The organism is Gallibacterium faecale, assembly GCF_027920745.1.
Classification (GTDB): Bacteria; Pseudomonadota; Gammaproteobacteria; order Enterobacterales; family Pasteurellaceae; genus Gallibacterium; species Gallibacterium faecale.
On record NZ_JAQIBB010000044.1, the window covers coordinates 1 to 16,243 of the forward strand.

Sequence of the window (16,243 nt, forward strand, 5' to 3'; positions counted from 1 at the left end):
CAAATTACTTAGAAGGTCTATTTGGAGATTTAAAGAACAAATTGAGATGCCATCAAGGGTTAAAGAAGGAACGTAAGATTAAGTTTATTCAGGATTATTTGATGAGTAAAAATGACTTTTAGCCTCCAAAATGTCCATTAGGAGTCAAATTTTTCTGAAAATTCTTCAAATAGACGAATTCCACTTATTTCAAAACCAGTAAATTCGATCACATTACTCAGAATAATATCTATATCAGTGGCAGCACGTTGAGAAATAACGACAGACTTAGCCATTTACTACCTGGTTAAGTGATGAATTTAAATCTTTCGATGTTTTTTGTATAGTTTTTCGCATACGAGTTTTAGCCTGCTCTAGCGTGATATATTTGCCAGCAGAGATATCTTCTCTAGCCTCTTTTATTTTCTCTGCTACAAATTCATCATAGCCATGTTCTTTTACAAACATACACATCTCCTTTTTGACAAGTAGTTTCATTGTATTAATTCACTGTGGAAAAAGATACAGCACTATAAATATATTTTATAAAAATTTGTATGTAATACTAAATTGTAAGGCATAAATTTCTCTAGAAAATTACTTTTTAGAGATATGTTTTATCTATTCCATACCAGAGGTTAAACGTTGTAATAAACGATCCATTGCACGATAACTTAACGCTTCGGCTAAATGTGTACGCTGAATATCGGATTCATTGGCAAGATCAGCAATAGTACGTGCAACACGTAAAATACGGTGATAAGCACGCACCGATAACCCCAATTTATTCAATGCGGTTTCTAAAAACACAGCATCATTTTGTTGTAACTTACAGTATCTCTCAATCTCTTTGCCTGATAAATGGGCATTAATCTTACCTGAGCGAGTAAGTTGCTGTTCCCGTACTTGGAGCACCAGCTGGCGTAACTTTTCACTACTGTTTTCATCTTTAGGTAATTGTTGTAATGTGCCTTGTGGCAATAAAGGCACTTCAATCGAAAGATCGAAACGATCTAAAAACGGACCAGATAAACGATTCAGATACCGCATAATTTGTTGTGGTGAAGTGCGATTATGTGTACCTTGATAATGCCCGGTTGGGCTTGGATTCATTGCCGCAATGAGTTGAAACTTAGCCGGGAATGTGACTTTAGCGGATGTTCTTGAAATGACAATTTCTCCACTTTCTAATGGTTGTCGTAAGGCATCTAAGACTTTGCGATCAAATTCAGGGAGTTCATCTAAAAAAAGGACACCATTATGTGCTAAAGAGATTTCACCGGGTTTCGGGATCGTGCCACCACCGACTAATGCTGCCATCGAAGCACTATGATGTGGTGCACGAAATGGACGTTGCTTCCAATGTCGGTAATCAAGACGGTGTTGCACTAAACTGTTAATTGCCGCTGTTTCGATAGCCTCTTGTTCATTCATTTCAGGAAGTAGAGTGGTTAAACGACTGGCCAACATAGTTTTTCCAGTTCCGGGTGGGCCAAGAAACAATAGATTATGTTGCCCTGCCGCAGCAATTAACAAAGCACGTTTGGCGTGTTGTTGGCCAATAATATCGGTCATATCGAGGACAGAATGTGAAGAGTTTTGCTCGGTAATCTCTAATGTTTGAGCAATAGGTAAGGTATGTTGTTGATTGAGAAAGCTGACAACTTCTAATAATGAATCAGCAAAATAGGTTTGTGTATTGGCAACTAATGTTGCTTCTGTTGCATTTTGTTTGGCAATGATCAACTCTCGTTTTACTTTTTGTGCCGCAAGAATAGCAGGAATCACACCTTGTACACCACGTAAGTTACCCGTTAAGGCTAACTCTCCCACAAACTCAAACGATCGTAATCGTTTAGCGTCAATTTGCCCTGAGGCAGCAAGAATACCTAAGGCAATAGGTAGATCAAAACGACCTCCCTCTTTGGGTAGATCTGCTGGGGCAAGATTAATTGTGATACGTTGTGGAGGATAACGAAAATTGGCATTAAGTAATGCGCTGCGGACACGATCTCTTGCTTCTTTTACGGTGGTTTCGGGTAAACCAACAAGGGTCAACCCCGGCGATCCTTTACTAATATGCACTTCAATCGTAACCAGTGGTGCTTCAACACCAATAGAAGCACGGCTATAAACAATAGCTAATGACATAATTTTCCCGTTAATTAAATAAAATTAAAGATAAAAGTTTTTACGGGAACAACGTGAAAAAATATATTGATTTGCGATCAGGATCGTGAAAGAAAAATAAACCCACAAATGGAAATATTCATTTGTGGGTAACTGTATATAGAAAGAAGATGTTATTTTACCTCAACACCTTTGGCTTGTAGGTCTGCATGGTAAGATGAACGAACGAATGGACCACAAGCGGCGTGTTCAAAGCCCATTTGTTTAGCTTTCGCACGGAATTCATCGAATTCTGTTGGCGGTACATAACGAGCAACGGGTAAATGGTGACGGCTAGGTTGTAAATATTGACCTAATGTCAGCATTGTCACGCCGTTATCACGTAAGTCTTGCATAACTTCAAGAATTTCTTCATTGGTTTCGCCTAAACCAACCATTAAACCAGACTTAGTTGGAATATGAGGGAACATCTGTTTGAATTCACGTAACAGACGTAATGACCATTGATAATCAGCACCTGGACGCACTTCTTTATATAAACGAGGGATATTTTCCAAGTTGTGATTGAATACATCAGGTGGATTTTCTGACAGTTTTTCTAATGCGACTTCAATACGACCACGGAAGTCAGGCACTAAAATTTCAATTTTGATATTTGGGTTTAAGGCACGAATTTCTTTAACACATTCGGCGAAATGTCCAGCACCGCCATCGCGTAAATCATCTCGGTCAACCGATGTAATTACTACATAACGTAACCCCATATCTTTAATTGTTTGTGCGAGTTTTTTCGGTTCTTCTGGATCTGGTGGTAAAGGTTTACCATGGGCAACATCACAGAATGGACAGCGGCGAGTACAGATCGCACCTAAGATCATAAACGTTGCTGTACCATGATGGAAACACTCAGCTAAGTTAGGGCAAGATGCCTCTTCACACACTGAATTGAGTCCATTTTTACGCATTGCTTTTTTGATATTAAGAATTTTCTCTGAAGTGGCTGGGAGTTTAATCTTCATCCATTCAGGTTTTGGTAGTAATTCTTGGTTTGGATCGATATTTTTTACTGGGATAATTGACGTTTTCGCCGCATCACGGTATTTCACGCCACGTTCCATTTTAAATGGTGTGCCCATATTAATATTCCTTATTTGTTGTCGGGAAAGCCATCAACATAGCTTAACTGTTGGTAGCCAATTAAATCTGTAAAATGTTTGATCAGTTTTGGTGCGACATCTGCACAGGTAATTTCTGTATCAATAAAATCTTGTAATTGACACATTTCTAAACCAGCATAACCACAAGGATTAATAGTGTGGAATGGTGATAAATCCATATGGATGTTAAATGCTAAACCATGGAAAGAACAGCCTTTGCGAATCCGTAATCCAAGCGAGCAAATTTTTTTACCATCAATATAAACACCGGGTGCATCTGGCTTTGGATAGCCCTCAATGCCATAATCCGCTAATGTTTTTACCACGCACTGTTCTAAATCGGTCACGAGATCTCTTACGGATAATGGTGATTCATTGCCAGACAACTTATCAATTAATTTGCGTCTTTTGATATCCACGAGGATATACATAACTTGCTGACCTGGTCCGTGATAAGTTACTTGTCCACCACGATCAGATTGCACAATTGGAATATCAGTTTTGGTTAGAATATGTTCCGCTTTGCCTGCTTGCCCTTGAGTAAAAACGGGCGGGTGTTGGACTAACCAAATTTCATCAATAGTTTCAGCGGTGCGTTGATCGGTAAATTCTTGCATACGGTGCCAAATGGTATCGTAAGGTTGCACACCAAGTTGACGAATAATCACTTGCTGCTCAAGATGTTCTGTTGTACTTCCCATAGATACCATCCTTGTTATAACACCATTCTTACTAACTCGATTTCAGCAAGCTCTTTATACAGTGTTTCCACTTGTTCAATATTTTGTGCGGTAATGGTAATAGAAACAGAGTGGTATTTGCCATTACGGCTTGGTTTGATAGATGGGCTGTAATCACCCGGAGCGTGTTGTTGCACAACGGCAAGAACACGATCGGTGAGTTCTGGATGAGCTAAACCAACGACTTTGTAAGGAAAGTCGCAAGGAAACTCTAATAAATCTTTTAATTTTGGTTGTTCTTGTTGCATGATCTCTTCTCTTTTTTCTTTGATAACTGTTTTGTTATAAACCAAATAGGCAAGCTATCAATGGAATTTAACCCACCGCATATGGGGTGGGTTAGATAAATTTCAAGGAATAAGCAAACTACTTAAAAGGAACTATTCTAACTAAAAATGCTTTTTACTGTAAGCACTATCCAGTCCCAAATTTTGCCAACAAAACCAGCCTCTTCAACATTGTCCATAACTTGAAGGTTTGCGGTTTGAATATCTTTGCCATCTAATTGATAAACAATTGAACCAACAACTTGGCCTTTCTTCAATGGGGCTTCTAAGAATTTTTGGTTAAGTTGATAACGTGCTTTAACAGATTGGCTCTTACCTTTTGGAATAACCAAATAAACGTCTGAAAGTGTACCTAATTTTACTTTACTCTCTTTACCATAATAAATTGGTTGTTCAGATACTACTTGATTTGCTGCTAATGGTTTTACATTTTCAAAATTAGCAAATCCCCATTGTAAGAGTTTTTTGCTTTCTACTTCACGGCCTTTAAAAGAACTTACTCCCATAACCACCGAGATAAGACGCATATTATTATCTACAGCAGAAGCAACCAGGTTATAACCAGCTTCGTCGGTATGACCTGTTTTTAAACCATCAACTTTGAGATTTTTATCCCATAATAGACCGTTACGGTTTGGTTGTTTGATGTTATTAAAAGTGAACTCTTTTTCAGCATAGATATGGTATTCCTCTGGTAAGTCACGAATTAATTTCGCACCGATAATTGCCATATCACGTGATGTTGAATATTGGTTTTCATGGTCTAACCCATGCACTGTTTCAAAGTGGGTATTTTTTAAGCCAAATTGATCAACATATTGATTCATCATATTGATGAAGTTGGCTTGTGAACCGGCTAAATATTTCGCCATTGCAACACAAGCATCATTACCAGAAGCAATGATAATACCTTTATTTAAATCAGCGACTGATACTTGTTGATTAACATTAAGGAACATTTTTGATGAACCAGGGAAGTTTTTCCCCCAAGATTCTTCATCAATAGTGACCATATCGGTATTGTGGATTTTGCCTTCTTTGAGTGCTTGCCCAATCACGTAACTGGTCATCATTTTGGTTAATGAAGCAGGATAATGTTTTTGATCTGGGTTTAGTGCGGCTAACACAGCACCTGTGTGGTAATCCATTAAAATATAAGTTTGCGCATTAACTTGTGGCGGTGCAATATCATAAACACCTTCTGCATATGCAATAGAAATGCTAGAAAAACTGAGTAAACCGGCTAACACAAGTTTTTTCAGTTTTTTAGAGTACAATGACATGTTTTCTTCCTTACAACTTATTTGAATATATGGCACAACACGTTGCTGGAAACGCTGTGTTGTGCCGACATTGAATGCGTATAATTATATCGCGATAAAGGAAAGGTTTTAAACCTTTAAGTATTACAGATTAATAGCGATAAGTGTAAAGTTGGCTATTTTCTGGATTTAAACGAGAAAAGGCGAGTTTAATGCTATTTACCTTAGCTTGATCAACTAATGGACCAAAATGGATATTAAATTTGTCACCTTCTTGAGTGATTTCTGTTTTAACATCATTCATTGCAAGGTCAGAGATTAATTGCTCTGCTTTTTCTCTACTTTCTATATTGCTTGCGGTAAGCTTAAATTGGCTGTTGACTTTTTGTGTCTTTAACTCAGGTGTGACATCATCTTGCATTTGTTGGCGTGAGGCAATTAATGTAATTCCGCCTTTACCTGACAGGTTGCCATTACGATCAATAATGACCATATCTAATTTTACATTAGCAACACCACGCGCTGTCATGCCTAGTTCTTTTGCCGCAGCTTTGGAAAGATCAATAATCCGGTTTGAATGGAAAGGTCCTCTATCATTAATACGCACTACAACTTTTTTGTGGTTACGTAAATTAGTCACTAACACATAACTGTTCAATGGTAATGTTTTATGTGCAGCGGTGAAGAGTTTTTCATTATAAACCTCACCACTTGATGTTCTTTGTCCTACAAATTTAGGATGATAAAAAGTCGCTTTGCCTTGCTTGGCATAATTTTTAGCTTCTTTTGAGGTAACGGTTCGATACCGTACACCTTTTACGATATAAGTTTTACTTGTGTTCTTTTTAGGATGATATTGTAACTTTGGACCCGCAATACCATAAACTTTCTTAGTTTCATTTTTTACTTCTGTCTTGGCTAACGCAACAGACGTCTGAAACAGAAAAAATAACGTAGCCAATACAGTTAAATATTTCTTTAGTTTCATATTAAATATGTTCCCTAACTTTCTTTGATTGCTCAAATGGAAATTAGCTTCCATGAGAAAGCATTCGTCGATGTGTATGTATTGACATTATTAACCCGAAACCGGCCATTAATGTCACAAATGAAGTCCCACCATAACTGATTAGTGGTAATGGAACTCCTACAACAGGCAAAATACCGCTCACCATACCAATATTAACAAAGACATAAACGAAGAATATCAATGTTAAAGCGCCGGTCAAAATACGACCGAAGGCGTCTTGTGCTTTCGCACCAATAATTAATCCTCTCCCAATAATAAATAAATAGATCGTTAATAAAATAATAATCCCAACTAGACCGTGCTCCTCACTTAATACTGCAAAAATAAAGTCAGTATGCGGTTCAGGTAAAAATTCTAATTGTGACTGCGTTCCCATCATCCAACCTTTACCAAACAGCCCACCAGAGCCAATGGCAATTTTAGATTGAATAATATGATAACCTGCGCCTAATGGATCCTTTTCTGGATCAAGCAAGGTTAATACCCGTGTTTTTTGGTAATCATACATCAAGTAAAACCATAACACAGGAATAAAAGCTGCTACGCCGACGATGGCAGAAGCAATTAATTTCCAACTCATGCCAGCAAGAAATACCACGAAGATACCTGATGCTGCAACAAGAATTGATGTACCTAGGTCAGGTTGAATTGCAACTAATAACGTCGGTACGATAATTAACAGTAAGGCGATTACTGTATTTAATAAACTCGGCGGTAATTGACGTTTACCTAAAAAGGTTGCCACCATCAATGGGACCGAAAGTTTAATTAATTCTGAAGGCTGAAAACGGAATAAACCTAAATCCAACCAACGTTGTGCACCTTTACTAGTGGTTCCAATTAAATCCACTAAAATCAATAGGATAATACCTACAACGTATAAGTAAGGTGCTATTTTTTGATAAAATCGCGGGGGTAATTGGGCAAAAATAAACATTACCGCAAACCCCATTGCCACTTGCATGACACGATTATCAAGCATTTTTTCGCTGCCACCAGATGCACTATATAACACGATTAGGCCATAAATAACAACGACAATTAAACCTAGAAGCAGTTTTAAATCAATGTGTAACTTCTGCCATAAGGACACTATTGTATGTTTTTCAGTCATTGTGTCGATACTCCGCTAGGATTAAATTCACCATTTGTTTGTTTATGCGCAAAATAATAGTCAAAAATTTGTCTGACAATCGGTGCCGCGTTTCCAGAACCACCGCCAGCATTTTCCATAATAATGGTGACAATGACTTCTGGATTATCAAATGGGGCAAAAGCATTGAACCAGGCGTGGTCGTGCAGGTGCTTAGATAAATTTTTAGAATTATAAGTTTCATTTTTTTTCAAACTAAACACTTGTGCAGTACCTGATTTTCCTGCCATTTTGTAAGGTGTACCAACGAAAGCCTTTCTTGCTGTTCCATTAGGACTATTCACCACCCCATACATCCCTTGTTTCGCAATATTCCAAGAAGCTGTGGTCGGTTCAGTAATATCTGGGTAAGGGTGCTGATCTTGATAAGGTTCAACTTGGTTACCAATAATTTCCTGCATTAAATGTGGCGTATTCACTTTGCCATTATTAATTAAGATTGCTAACGCTTTGGCTAATTGTAATGGTGTCGCAGTCCAATAACCTTGTCCAATTCCAACAGGAATTGTATCTCCTTGGAACCATAGTTTTTTATACCGTTTTTGTTTCCATTCGCGGGTCGGCATCACGCCGTTAGTTTCTTCTAAAATATCTACGCCAGTAGATTGACCGAAGCCAAATTTTTGCATCCATTCTGAGAGACGATCAATTCCCATCTGATAAGCAACGTTATAGAAGAATGTATCAGAAGATTCTGTAATACCTTTGATTACATTTGTAGAACCATGCCCGGTTTTTAGCCAGTTGCGGAAACGTTTTGTTGTATTAGGAATTGCAAAATAACCCGGATCATAGAAGGTAGTATTTGGCGTAATGACCCCTTCCGTCAAAGCAGACACTGCAATAAACGGTTTCACAGTAGAGGCTGGTGGGTAAGCGCCTTGTAATGCACGACTATATAAAGGACGATCACTATCATTTAATAAACGTTGATAGTCGTTATAGGAAATACCATCTACAAATAGATTATTATCGTAACTTGGAGTAGATACCATCGCGAGAATACTACTGTCTTTTGGATTCATTACCACGACAGCTGCTTTTTGATCCCCAAGTAAATTAAAAATATAACGCTGTAAATCCACATCTAAGGTCAAGCGAATATTTTTACCAGCAATCGCAGGTTGTTCACGTAATTTACGAATGACTTTCCCTTGGCTATTGACTTCAACTTCTTCAAAACCGACTTGTCCATGTAGAACGTCTTCATAATAGCGTTCAATCCCTAACTTCCCGATATCGTGTGTACCAGAATAGTTTACTTCTTTCTCTTCTTGTTTAAGGCGTTCTACATCACGATCATTAATACGGGCAACATAGCCAAGAATATGGGTAAGTGGCTCACCATAGAGATAGTGTCGTTTAAAATAAGGTTTAACTTCAATGTTTGGAAAGGCATATTGATTAACAGAAAAACGAGCAATCTGTTCTTCGCTTAAATCGGCTTTTAATAAAATTGGTGTATAACGTTGTGAACGACGACGTTCTTTTTTAAAAGCCTCAATATCATCATCAGTAAGCCCGACGATTTGACGCAGTTGATTAAAGGTTTCGTCTAAATTATCGACTTTTTCAGGAACAATATATAAACCAAAGAAGGTTAAGTTTTCTGCTAAAATTTTATTATTTTTATCGTAAATAAAGCCGCGAGTAGGGGCGATAGGCAGTAACTTAATCCGGTTTCCATTCGAGCGTGTTTGATAGGCCTCATAATTCACAACTTGTAAGTTATACAGATTGGTAATTAATACGCCAGTCAGAATTATTACACCAATAAATGAAATTAATGCACGACGCGCAAACAGATTACTTTCTGCTTGATTGTCACGAATCGTCTCCTTTTCTTGCAATAATTTCAAAAATTTCATCTTAATTATTCTCGATGATAAGGGTGATTAGTGGTTAAACTCCAAGCACGATAAAGACTTTCAGCTACAACGATACGAACCAATGGATGCGGTAAAGTGAGCGGTGATAAAGACCAACTACGTTCAGCAGCCTGTTTACATTCAGGTGATAATCCTTCCGGGCCACCAATTAATAAACTGACATCTCGACCATCTTGTTTCCAGCTTTCTAATTGTTGTGCTAATTGTGGTGTAGTCCAAGGTTTACCTGGAATATCAAGGGTAACAATCATACTATTTTTACCACAAGCAGCTAACATTAACTCACCTTCTTTTTCTAAGATTCGTTTAATATCTGCATTTTTGCCTCGCTTTCCAGCGGGGATTTCAATCAACTCAAGTGGTAAATCCTTAGGAAAACGGCGTTGGTATTCTTCAAAACCGGCAGTTACCCAAGCAGGCATTTTAGTCCCTACGGCAATTAGCTGTATTTTCATTAGATTATGCCCAAAGTTTTTCTAATTGATAGAGATTGCGAGCTTCTTCTTGCATGATATGCACCATAACTTGCCCGAAATCAACTACGATCCAATCGCTTGTGTTAAAGCCTTCTGCACCAAAATTTTCAATCTGTTTTTGTTTGCAATTTGTCATTAAATTTTCGCCTAAAGAAGCGACGTGACGACTGGAGTTACCAGTGCAGATAATTAAATGATCAGTGATAGGTGATTTGCCTTTCACATCAAGAACTAAAATATCTTTTGCTTTTAAATTATCTAGTTCATCGACAATAATTTCTAACACGCTAAAGCCCTTTTTTGCTTAAAAAATGATACATCTTGAAAATTTAAGGGGCGAATTGTACCACGATATTTTTGTAGAGGGAAATTAGAACAAAATTGTGTGAGGTGAAAATTAGAGAATGCCATTTAACTTCAATTAAATGGCATATCTGTTTTTATCTATGACGAGGATTTGCTGCGTAATATTTCTTATTGGTTGTTGTCTTTTTTATCTTAGGTAAGGGTAATAACACAGTAGGATCGTAATGACTGACGGGGATCTGGTGACCAATATATTGTTCAATTGCTGGCAGATTAATTGCATAATCTTCACATGCAAAACTAATTGAAATGCCTGTTTCTCCCGCACGGCCAGTACGCCCAATTCGATGCACATAATCTTCATAATCATCAGGTAAATCATAGTTAAAAACGTGCGTTACTTGAGGAATATGTAAGCCACGTGCTGCTACATCTGTTGCCACTAAAATATCGAGTTCGCCTTGTGTGAATTGTTCCAATAATTTAAAACGTTTCTTTTGTAAGACGTCACCTGTGAGTAAACCCACACGGTGCCCATCAGCCAACAAATATTGCCAAATTTTTTCGCATTGATGTTTAGTATTGGCAAATACAATACAACGTTCTGGCCATTCCTCTTCGAGTAATGTAAGTAATAACTTCATCTTATCTTGGTTAGAGGGATAAAAAAGTTCCTCTTTTACAGTGTCGGCTGTTTTATATGCGGATTCTATTTCAACATAATGCGGATCATTCATATCTTCAAAAGCCAACTCACGTACTTTGAAAGAGAGCGTGGCAGAAAAGAGCATTGTTAATCGTTCAGTAGGTGGTGGGCAATGCCGTAATAAATAGCGAATATCTCGAATAAATCCGAGATCAAACATTCTGTCGGCTTCGTCTAAAACTACACATTGAATATGATTTAAGGAGATAACGCGTTGTTTTACATAGTCAATTACCCGACCGGTCGTACCTATTAGAATATTGACACCATCTTGTAATGTTTGTAACTGTTTCTCGTAACCATCACCACCATAAGCCAAACCTAGTGTTAATCCTGTTTTTTCTGCAAATATCTGTGCATCATGATGAATTTGTACAGCGAGTTCTCGGGTCGGGGCAAGAATCAGTGCGGAGAGTTGAGCTTTTGCTTGGGGTGATTTTTGTAAATATTGGAATAGGGCAGTTAGAAAAGCAACGGTTTTACCTGTTCCAGTTTGTGCTTGTCCTGCAATATCTTTCCCTTGTAAAGAATATGGCAGCGAAAGCGCTTGAATTGGGGTGCAGTATTCCATCCCCATTTGCTGTAAGGCAGCTAAGATCGCAGGATCAAGCGAAAAATCACGAAAACGTGTTGATGTGAGATATTGATGTTCCATAAATTAGAAATAAAGTTAAGATTTTATTAAATTCAGCGCAAATTCTACTCTAAAACTAGACAATAGTCTTTTTTAATGGTAATTTTGCGACTGAATTTTTATCTCATATCTAAATTACAATTCGTTTTTAATCTAATCTACAACAACATTTCAGTTATTATGAATTTAACAGAATTAAAAAATACGCCTGTTTCTGAGCTTGTGAAATTGGGCGAGGAACAAATGGGGCTAGAAAATTTAGCTCGTTTAAGAAAACAAGACATTATTTTCGCAATCCTTAAACAACATTCAAAAAGTGGTGAAGACATTTTTGGTGATGGTGTTTTAGAAATTTTACCTGATGGCTTTGGTTTCTTACGTTCTGCAGATAGTTCTTATTTAGCTGGCCCAGATGATATTTATGTTTCCCCAAGTCAGATTCGCCGTTTTAACCTGCGTACAGGGGATATGATCGAAGGTAAAATTCGACCGCCAAAAGAAGGTGAACGTTATTTTGCTCTTCTCAAAGTTAATCAAGTCAATGATGACCGTCCTGAAATCTCCCGTAATAAAATCCTTTTTGAAAATCTTACTCCATTACACGCAAATTATCGTTTACGTATGGAACGTGGTAATGGTTCAACAGAAGATTTAACTGCACGTATTTTGGATTTAGCTGCACCAATCGGGAAAGGACAACGTGCTTTAATCGTTGCACCACCGAAAGCAGGTAAGACAATGTTCTTACAAAATATTGCACAAAGCATCACATATAACTATCCAGAATGTATTTTGATGGTGTTGTTAATTGATGAGCGTCCAGAAGAAGTGACCGAAATGCAACGTATGGTAAAAGGTGAAGTGGTTGCATCAACCTTTGATGAGCCAGCAGCACGTCATGTACAGGTTGCAGAAATGGTTATTGAGAAAGCTAAACGTTTGGTAGAACATAAAAAAGATGTTGTGATTTTATTAGACTCAATTACACGTTTAGCACGTGCTTACAATACGGTAACGCCTGCGTCAGGAAAAGTGTTATCAGGTGGGGTGGATGCGAACGCATTACATCGACCAAAACGTTTCTTTGGTGCAGCTCGTAATGTAGAGGAAGGCGGTAGCTTAACGATCATTGCGACAGCATTAGTGGATACTGGTTCAAAAATGGATGAAGTGATTTATGAAGAGTTCAAAGGAACAGGGAATATGGAGCTTCATCTTTCACGCAAAATTGCAGAGAAACGTGTCTTCCCAGCAATCGACTTCAATAGCTCTGGTACACGTAAAGAAGAGTTACTCACCACCCCAGATGAATTACAAAAAATGTGGATTTTACGTAAGATTGTTCATCCAATGGGTGAGATTGAAGCAATGGAATTCCTCATTGATAAATTGTCAATGACAAAAACTAATGAAGAATTTTTTGAAGCAATGAAACGCTCTTAATGTTTAAATTTTGATGAAATAACCGCATTGGTAGTCACTATCAATGCGGTTTTTGTTTTGTATTTGAGGTAAGTATGTAATAATCAAAGCCATTTTTAGGGTAGTAGGTTGTGATTATAGTGGAATATATTTTATTAACGTTATTGAGTATTACTTCTTTCATTTTTATTAAAAACTCCCATTATCGTTGGACTTATCTATTTGCTATTTCTCTTTTTTTATTTTTCTTTGGTTTAGTATTAACATTTACCTCTCAATGGCAGCGTGCATTAAATTTTGCCAATCTATTATTTATTATTTTAATGCTGTTCCATCGTCTAAAAATCCATTATTACAAACAACCTTTATTAATTTCTGATTTTATCCTTGCCTTTGATCCTCGTAATTGGGAAACGTTATTACATTATAAAAGTGCGATTGTTGCTATTTTAGGATTATTAGGCTTATTTATTTACGCCATCATCGGATTTTCTTCGGTAGCCTCTTTAGGCTTAATAGGCCATAGCTTAGGTGTGATTATTGTGTTAATTAGTTTTGGCATAATGTTCCATTATAGTAAGCATCCAGATGCAATTCGGGTGTGGTTAGATTCTTTACCTGATGATGGACGAGATGTATTTCTCAATCTATCTATGTCGGCAAGAGGAGTTTTCTTCCATGTGCCCAAAATAGAGGGGAATGGAGATAAATTTCAACAGTTAATGGCTACTGTGGAAGCATACCCATTAAAATCAGAAAAACCTGATATGGTGATTTGGTTGCATGAATCAACCGTTGATCCACAAATGTTCTCATTTCAGTCTAGCCAGATACCAGAATTATCAATGTATCAAGCACAACAAGATTGTGTATTACATAATTTATTAAGAGTACATACTTTTGGTGGTGCAACCTGGAAATCTGAATTTGCTTTTTTATCTGGAATTCCTTCAACTGATTTTGGTGCTATGGCGAGTTCTGTTTTTTATTCGGTGGTACCACATACAAGATATAGTTTGCTCAAAGTATTAAAACAAGAAGGGTATTATTGTGTGGCATTAAGTCCTTTCACCAAAGGAAATTATAATGCACAACAAGCTTATGATTGTTTTGGATTTGATCTGTTCTTACAGCCACAAGATTTAGGGTATCCTGCGCCGATATCAAAGAATTTATGGCATATCGAAAGTAGTGATATGGCGAAGTATGTGCAAATGATTTTAGAAAAACAGCATCCACGATTAGCCAATATTGATCAGCCATTATTTGTTTACGTATTAACTATGCGGGAACATGGTCCTTATCATGCACATACTGAAAATCTTTATCAGATTGAAGATGATCATTTTTCTGCGCATGATATTGGGTTAATAAATGATTATATCCAGCGGTTGGTAAAATTAGATGTATGTATGGAGCAGTTTAATTGTTATTTGCAACAGCGAGGCAAGCCTTATCTTTTAGGTTATTTTGGTGATCACCAACCTAATTTTGAGCAGAAAAAAGTGAAATATCAGTCGGTACTTAATCAATTTGAGCATCCTGAATATATTACTCAATTTACTTTACGGGCAAATTATCAGACTAACCCGATCCAGATTAATGGTGTATTAGATATTGCACAGCTTGGTGGGGTGTTGTTAGAAGTTGCTGGATTAAAGGCTGATCCTTTCTTTAAAGCGAATATTGCTATGCGTAAATTAGGGGGTGGATTGCAAGAGTCTGATACCGAAGATCAGGCATTATTACGCGATTATCAACACTATCTCTATCAGCAGCTAGAGATAGTGAGATAACCTTAAAAGGAAATTATTATTTCCTTACAGCATAATCCCCAGAGCAGATCCATTTATAGGTAGTTAAGGCCTCTAAGCCCATTGGGCCCCGTGCGTGAAGTTTTTGTGTACTGACAGCAACTTCTGCGCCTAAACCAAATTCACCGCCATCTGTGAAACGGGTACTTGCGTTTAAATAGACCGCAGCAGAATCAACTTGATTCGCAAATTGCATTAATAATTGTGGATTTTGGCTGAGGATACCATCGGAATGTTGACTGCCATAATGGCGAATATGCGCGATAGCGTGAGCCATATCTTTAACAATAACCACATTGAGATCGAGCGATAGCCATTCTTTGCTTAGTGTAGCTTCATCTAAAGGTTGTACTCGAACGGTGTGTTGGCGAAGAATAGCCAAAGCTTGTTGATCAGCATGGAAAGTGATGAGTGGGGTTTTATTATATTTCGCTAATTCAGCTAAAAATGTTGGCGCAATACTTTCTTGTACTAAGAGTGTTTCTAAGGTGTTACAGGTACTTGGACGTTGTGTTTTTGCATTATGAATTACAGTCAACGATTTAGAGATATCTGCACTTTCTTCAACAAACAGATGGCATACTCCAATTCCACCAACAATCACAGGAATGGTGGATTGTTCTTTACATAATTGATGAAGCCCAGCACCACCACGAGGAATAATCATATCAATATATTGATCTAATTTAAGAAGCTGGGTAATCAATTGGCGATCTGGATTTGTGATAGCTTGTACTGCTGTTGCGGGCAACTGTTCATCAATTAAGGCTTGTTGGATAATATTCACTAACACTTGATTGGTATGTTGCGTTTCTTTTCCGCCTCTTAAGATAGTTGCATTTCCTGTTTTTAAGCAAAGACAGGCAACATCAACGGTAACATTTGGGCGTGCTTCATAGATCACACCAATCACACCTAACGGAACCCGTTTGCGTTCAATTTTTATCCCACTATCTAACTCAGCGCCATCAATGATATTCCCAACGGGATCAGCAAGAGAAATAATATGATTGACCTCGTGGATAATGCCATCAAGATGTTGTTCAGTAAGGAGTAAACGATCGATCAGTGCTTTGCTTAGTCCTTGTTGCTCCGCTTGTTGAATATCTTTTGCATTAGCAGTGAGAATCTCTTCTTGATGTGCTTTTAATTGGTAAGCGATACGCGCTAAAACGGCATTTTTTTGCTGATGAGAGAGTGTTGCAAGTTGGAAAGAGGCGTCTTTCGCTTGTTGTCCCATAAGTTGTAGGTCAGTCAT

General features: G+C 37.6%; 16 protein-coding genes. 2 read left to right on the forward strand and 14 right to left on the reverse strand.

Annotation, left to right across the window (positions count from 1 at the left end; all coding sequences use genetic code 11):
• Window positions 1-137: 137 nt before the first annotated feature.
• From PF272_RS03380 to rhlB, 13 genes are all read right to left on the reverse strand, one after another.
• The gene (locus PF272_RS03380) at window positions 138-275 is read right to left on the reverse strand and encodes a hypothetical protein (protein ID WP_271141630.1); all 138 of its coding nucleotides are present in this window, start codon (window positions 273-275) and stop codon (window positions 138-140) included.
• On the reverse strand, window positions 268-447 hold the full coding sequence (locus PF272_RS03385) for a hypothetical protein (RefSeq protein ID WP_065239613.1): 180 nt from the start codon (window positions 445-447) through the stop codon (window positions 268-270). The genes PF272_RS03380 and PF272_RS03385 overlap by 8 nt, the downstream gene beginning before the upstream one ends.
• 153 nt (window positions 448-600) lie before the next feature.
• On the reverse strand, window positions 601-2,130 hold the full coding sequence (locus tag PF272_RS03390; protein ID WP_271141631.1) for a YifB family Mg chelatase-like AAA ATPase: 1,530 nt from the start codon (window positions 2,128-2,130) through the stop codon (window positions 601-603).
• 152 nt (window positions 2,131-2,282) lie between these two features.
• Complete coding sequence (gene lipA / locus PF272_RS03395; protein WP_065234254.1) at window positions 2,283-3,245, reverse strand: lipoyl synthase; 963 nt, start codon at window positions 3,243-3,245, stop codon at window positions 2,283-2,285.
• Between the two features lie 11 nt (window positions 3,246-3,256).
• Complete coding sequence (lipB, locus tag PF272_RS03400; RefSeq protein ID WP_065234253.1) at window positions 3,257-3,967, reverse strand: lipoyl(octanoyl) transferase LipB; 711 nt, start codon at window positions 3,965-3,967, stop codon at window positions 3,257-3,259.
• 14 nt (window positions 3,968-3,981) lie between these two features.
• The gene (gene ybeD, locus PF272_RS03405) at window positions 3,982-4,254 is read right to left on the reverse strand and encodes a DUF493 family protein YbeD (protein WP_065234252.1); all 273 of its coding nucleotides are present in this window, start codon (window positions 4,252-4,254) and stop codon (window positions 3,982-3,984) included.
• Window positions 4,255-4,391: 137 nt separating this feature from the next.
• Complete coding sequence (locus PF272_RS03410; RefSeq protein WP_271141632.1) at window positions 4,392-5,576, reverse strand: serine hydrolase; 1,185 nt, start codon at window positions 5,574-5,576, stop codon at window positions 4,392-4,394.
• Window positions 5,577-5,706: 130 nt separating this feature from the next.
• A complete protein-coding gene (locus tag PF272_RS03415; RefSeq protein WP_271141633.1) occupies window positions 5,707-6,543 on the reverse strand; it encodes a septal ring lytic transglycosylase RlpA family protein in 837 nt (278 codons plus the stop codon).
• A gap of 43 nt (window positions 6,544-6,586) precedes the next feature.
• Window positions 6,587-7,699 (reverse strand): rod shape-determining protein RodA, encoded by a 1,113-nt coding sequence (gene rodA / locus PF272_RS03420; protein WP_271141634.1) that lies wholly within the window; start codon window positions 7,697-7,699, stop codon window positions 6,587-6,589.
• Entirely contained in the window at window positions 7,696-9,606 is a 1,911-nt protein-coding gene (gene mrdA, locus PF272_RS03425) for a penicillin-binding protein 2 (protein ID WP_271141635.1), read from the reverse strand. The genes rodA and mrdA overlap by 4 nt, the downstream gene beginning before the upstream one ends.
• Before the next feature lie 5 nt (window positions 9,607-9,611).
• Window positions 9,612-10,082 (reverse strand): 23S rRNA (pseudouridine(1915)-N(3))-methyltransferase RlmH, encoded by a 471-nt coding sequence (gene rlmH, locus PF272_RS03430; protein WP_065234247.1) that lies wholly within the window; start codon window positions 10,080-10,082, stop codon window positions 9,612-9,614.
• A 4-nt stretch (window positions 10,083-10,086) separates the two neighbouring features.
• The gene (gene rsfS, locus PF272_RS03435) at window positions 10,087-10,389 is read right to left on the reverse strand and encodes a ribosome silencing factor (RefSeq protein WP_065234246.1); all 303 of its coding nucleotides are present in this window, start codon (window positions 10,387-10,389) and stop codon (window positions 10,087-10,089) included.
• 154 nt (window positions 10,390-10,543) lie between these two features.
• Window positions 10,544-11,770: an ATP-dependent RNA helicase RhlB gene (rhlB, locus tag PF272_RS03440; protein ID WP_271141636.1), complete on the reverse strand. Its 1,227-nt coding sequence runs from the start codon at window positions 11,768-11,770 to the stop codon at window positions 10,544-10,546.
• A gap of 159 nt (window positions 11,771-11,929) precedes the next feature.
• On the opposite strand from rhlB, the gene rho reads away from it, so the two are divergent.
• Both rho and PF272_RS03450 read left to right on the forward strand, forming a co-directional pair.
• Window positions 11,930-13,192: a transcription termination factor Rho gene (gene rho / locus PF272_RS03445; RefSeq protein ID WP_065234244.1), complete on the forward strand. Its 1,263-nt coding sequence runs from the start codon at window positions 11,930-11,932 to the stop codon at window positions 13,190-13,192.
• 116 nt (window positions 13,193-13,308) lie between these two features.
• On the forward strand, window positions 13,309-14,967 hold the full coding sequence (locus tag PF272_RS03450; RefSeq protein WP_271141647.1) for an LTA synthase family protein: 1,659 nt from the start codon (window positions 13,309-13,311) through the stop codon (window positions 14,965-14,967).
• Between the two features lie 16 nt (window positions 14,968-14,983).
• On the opposite strand, the gene proA is transcribed toward PF272_RS03450, so the two are convergent.
• Window positions 14,984-16,243: a glutamate-5-semialdehyde dehydrogenase gene (proA, locus tag PF272_RS03455; protein WP_271141637.1), complete on the reverse strand. Its 1,260-nt coding sequence runs from the start codon at window positions 16,241-16,243 to the stop codon at window positions 14,984-14,986.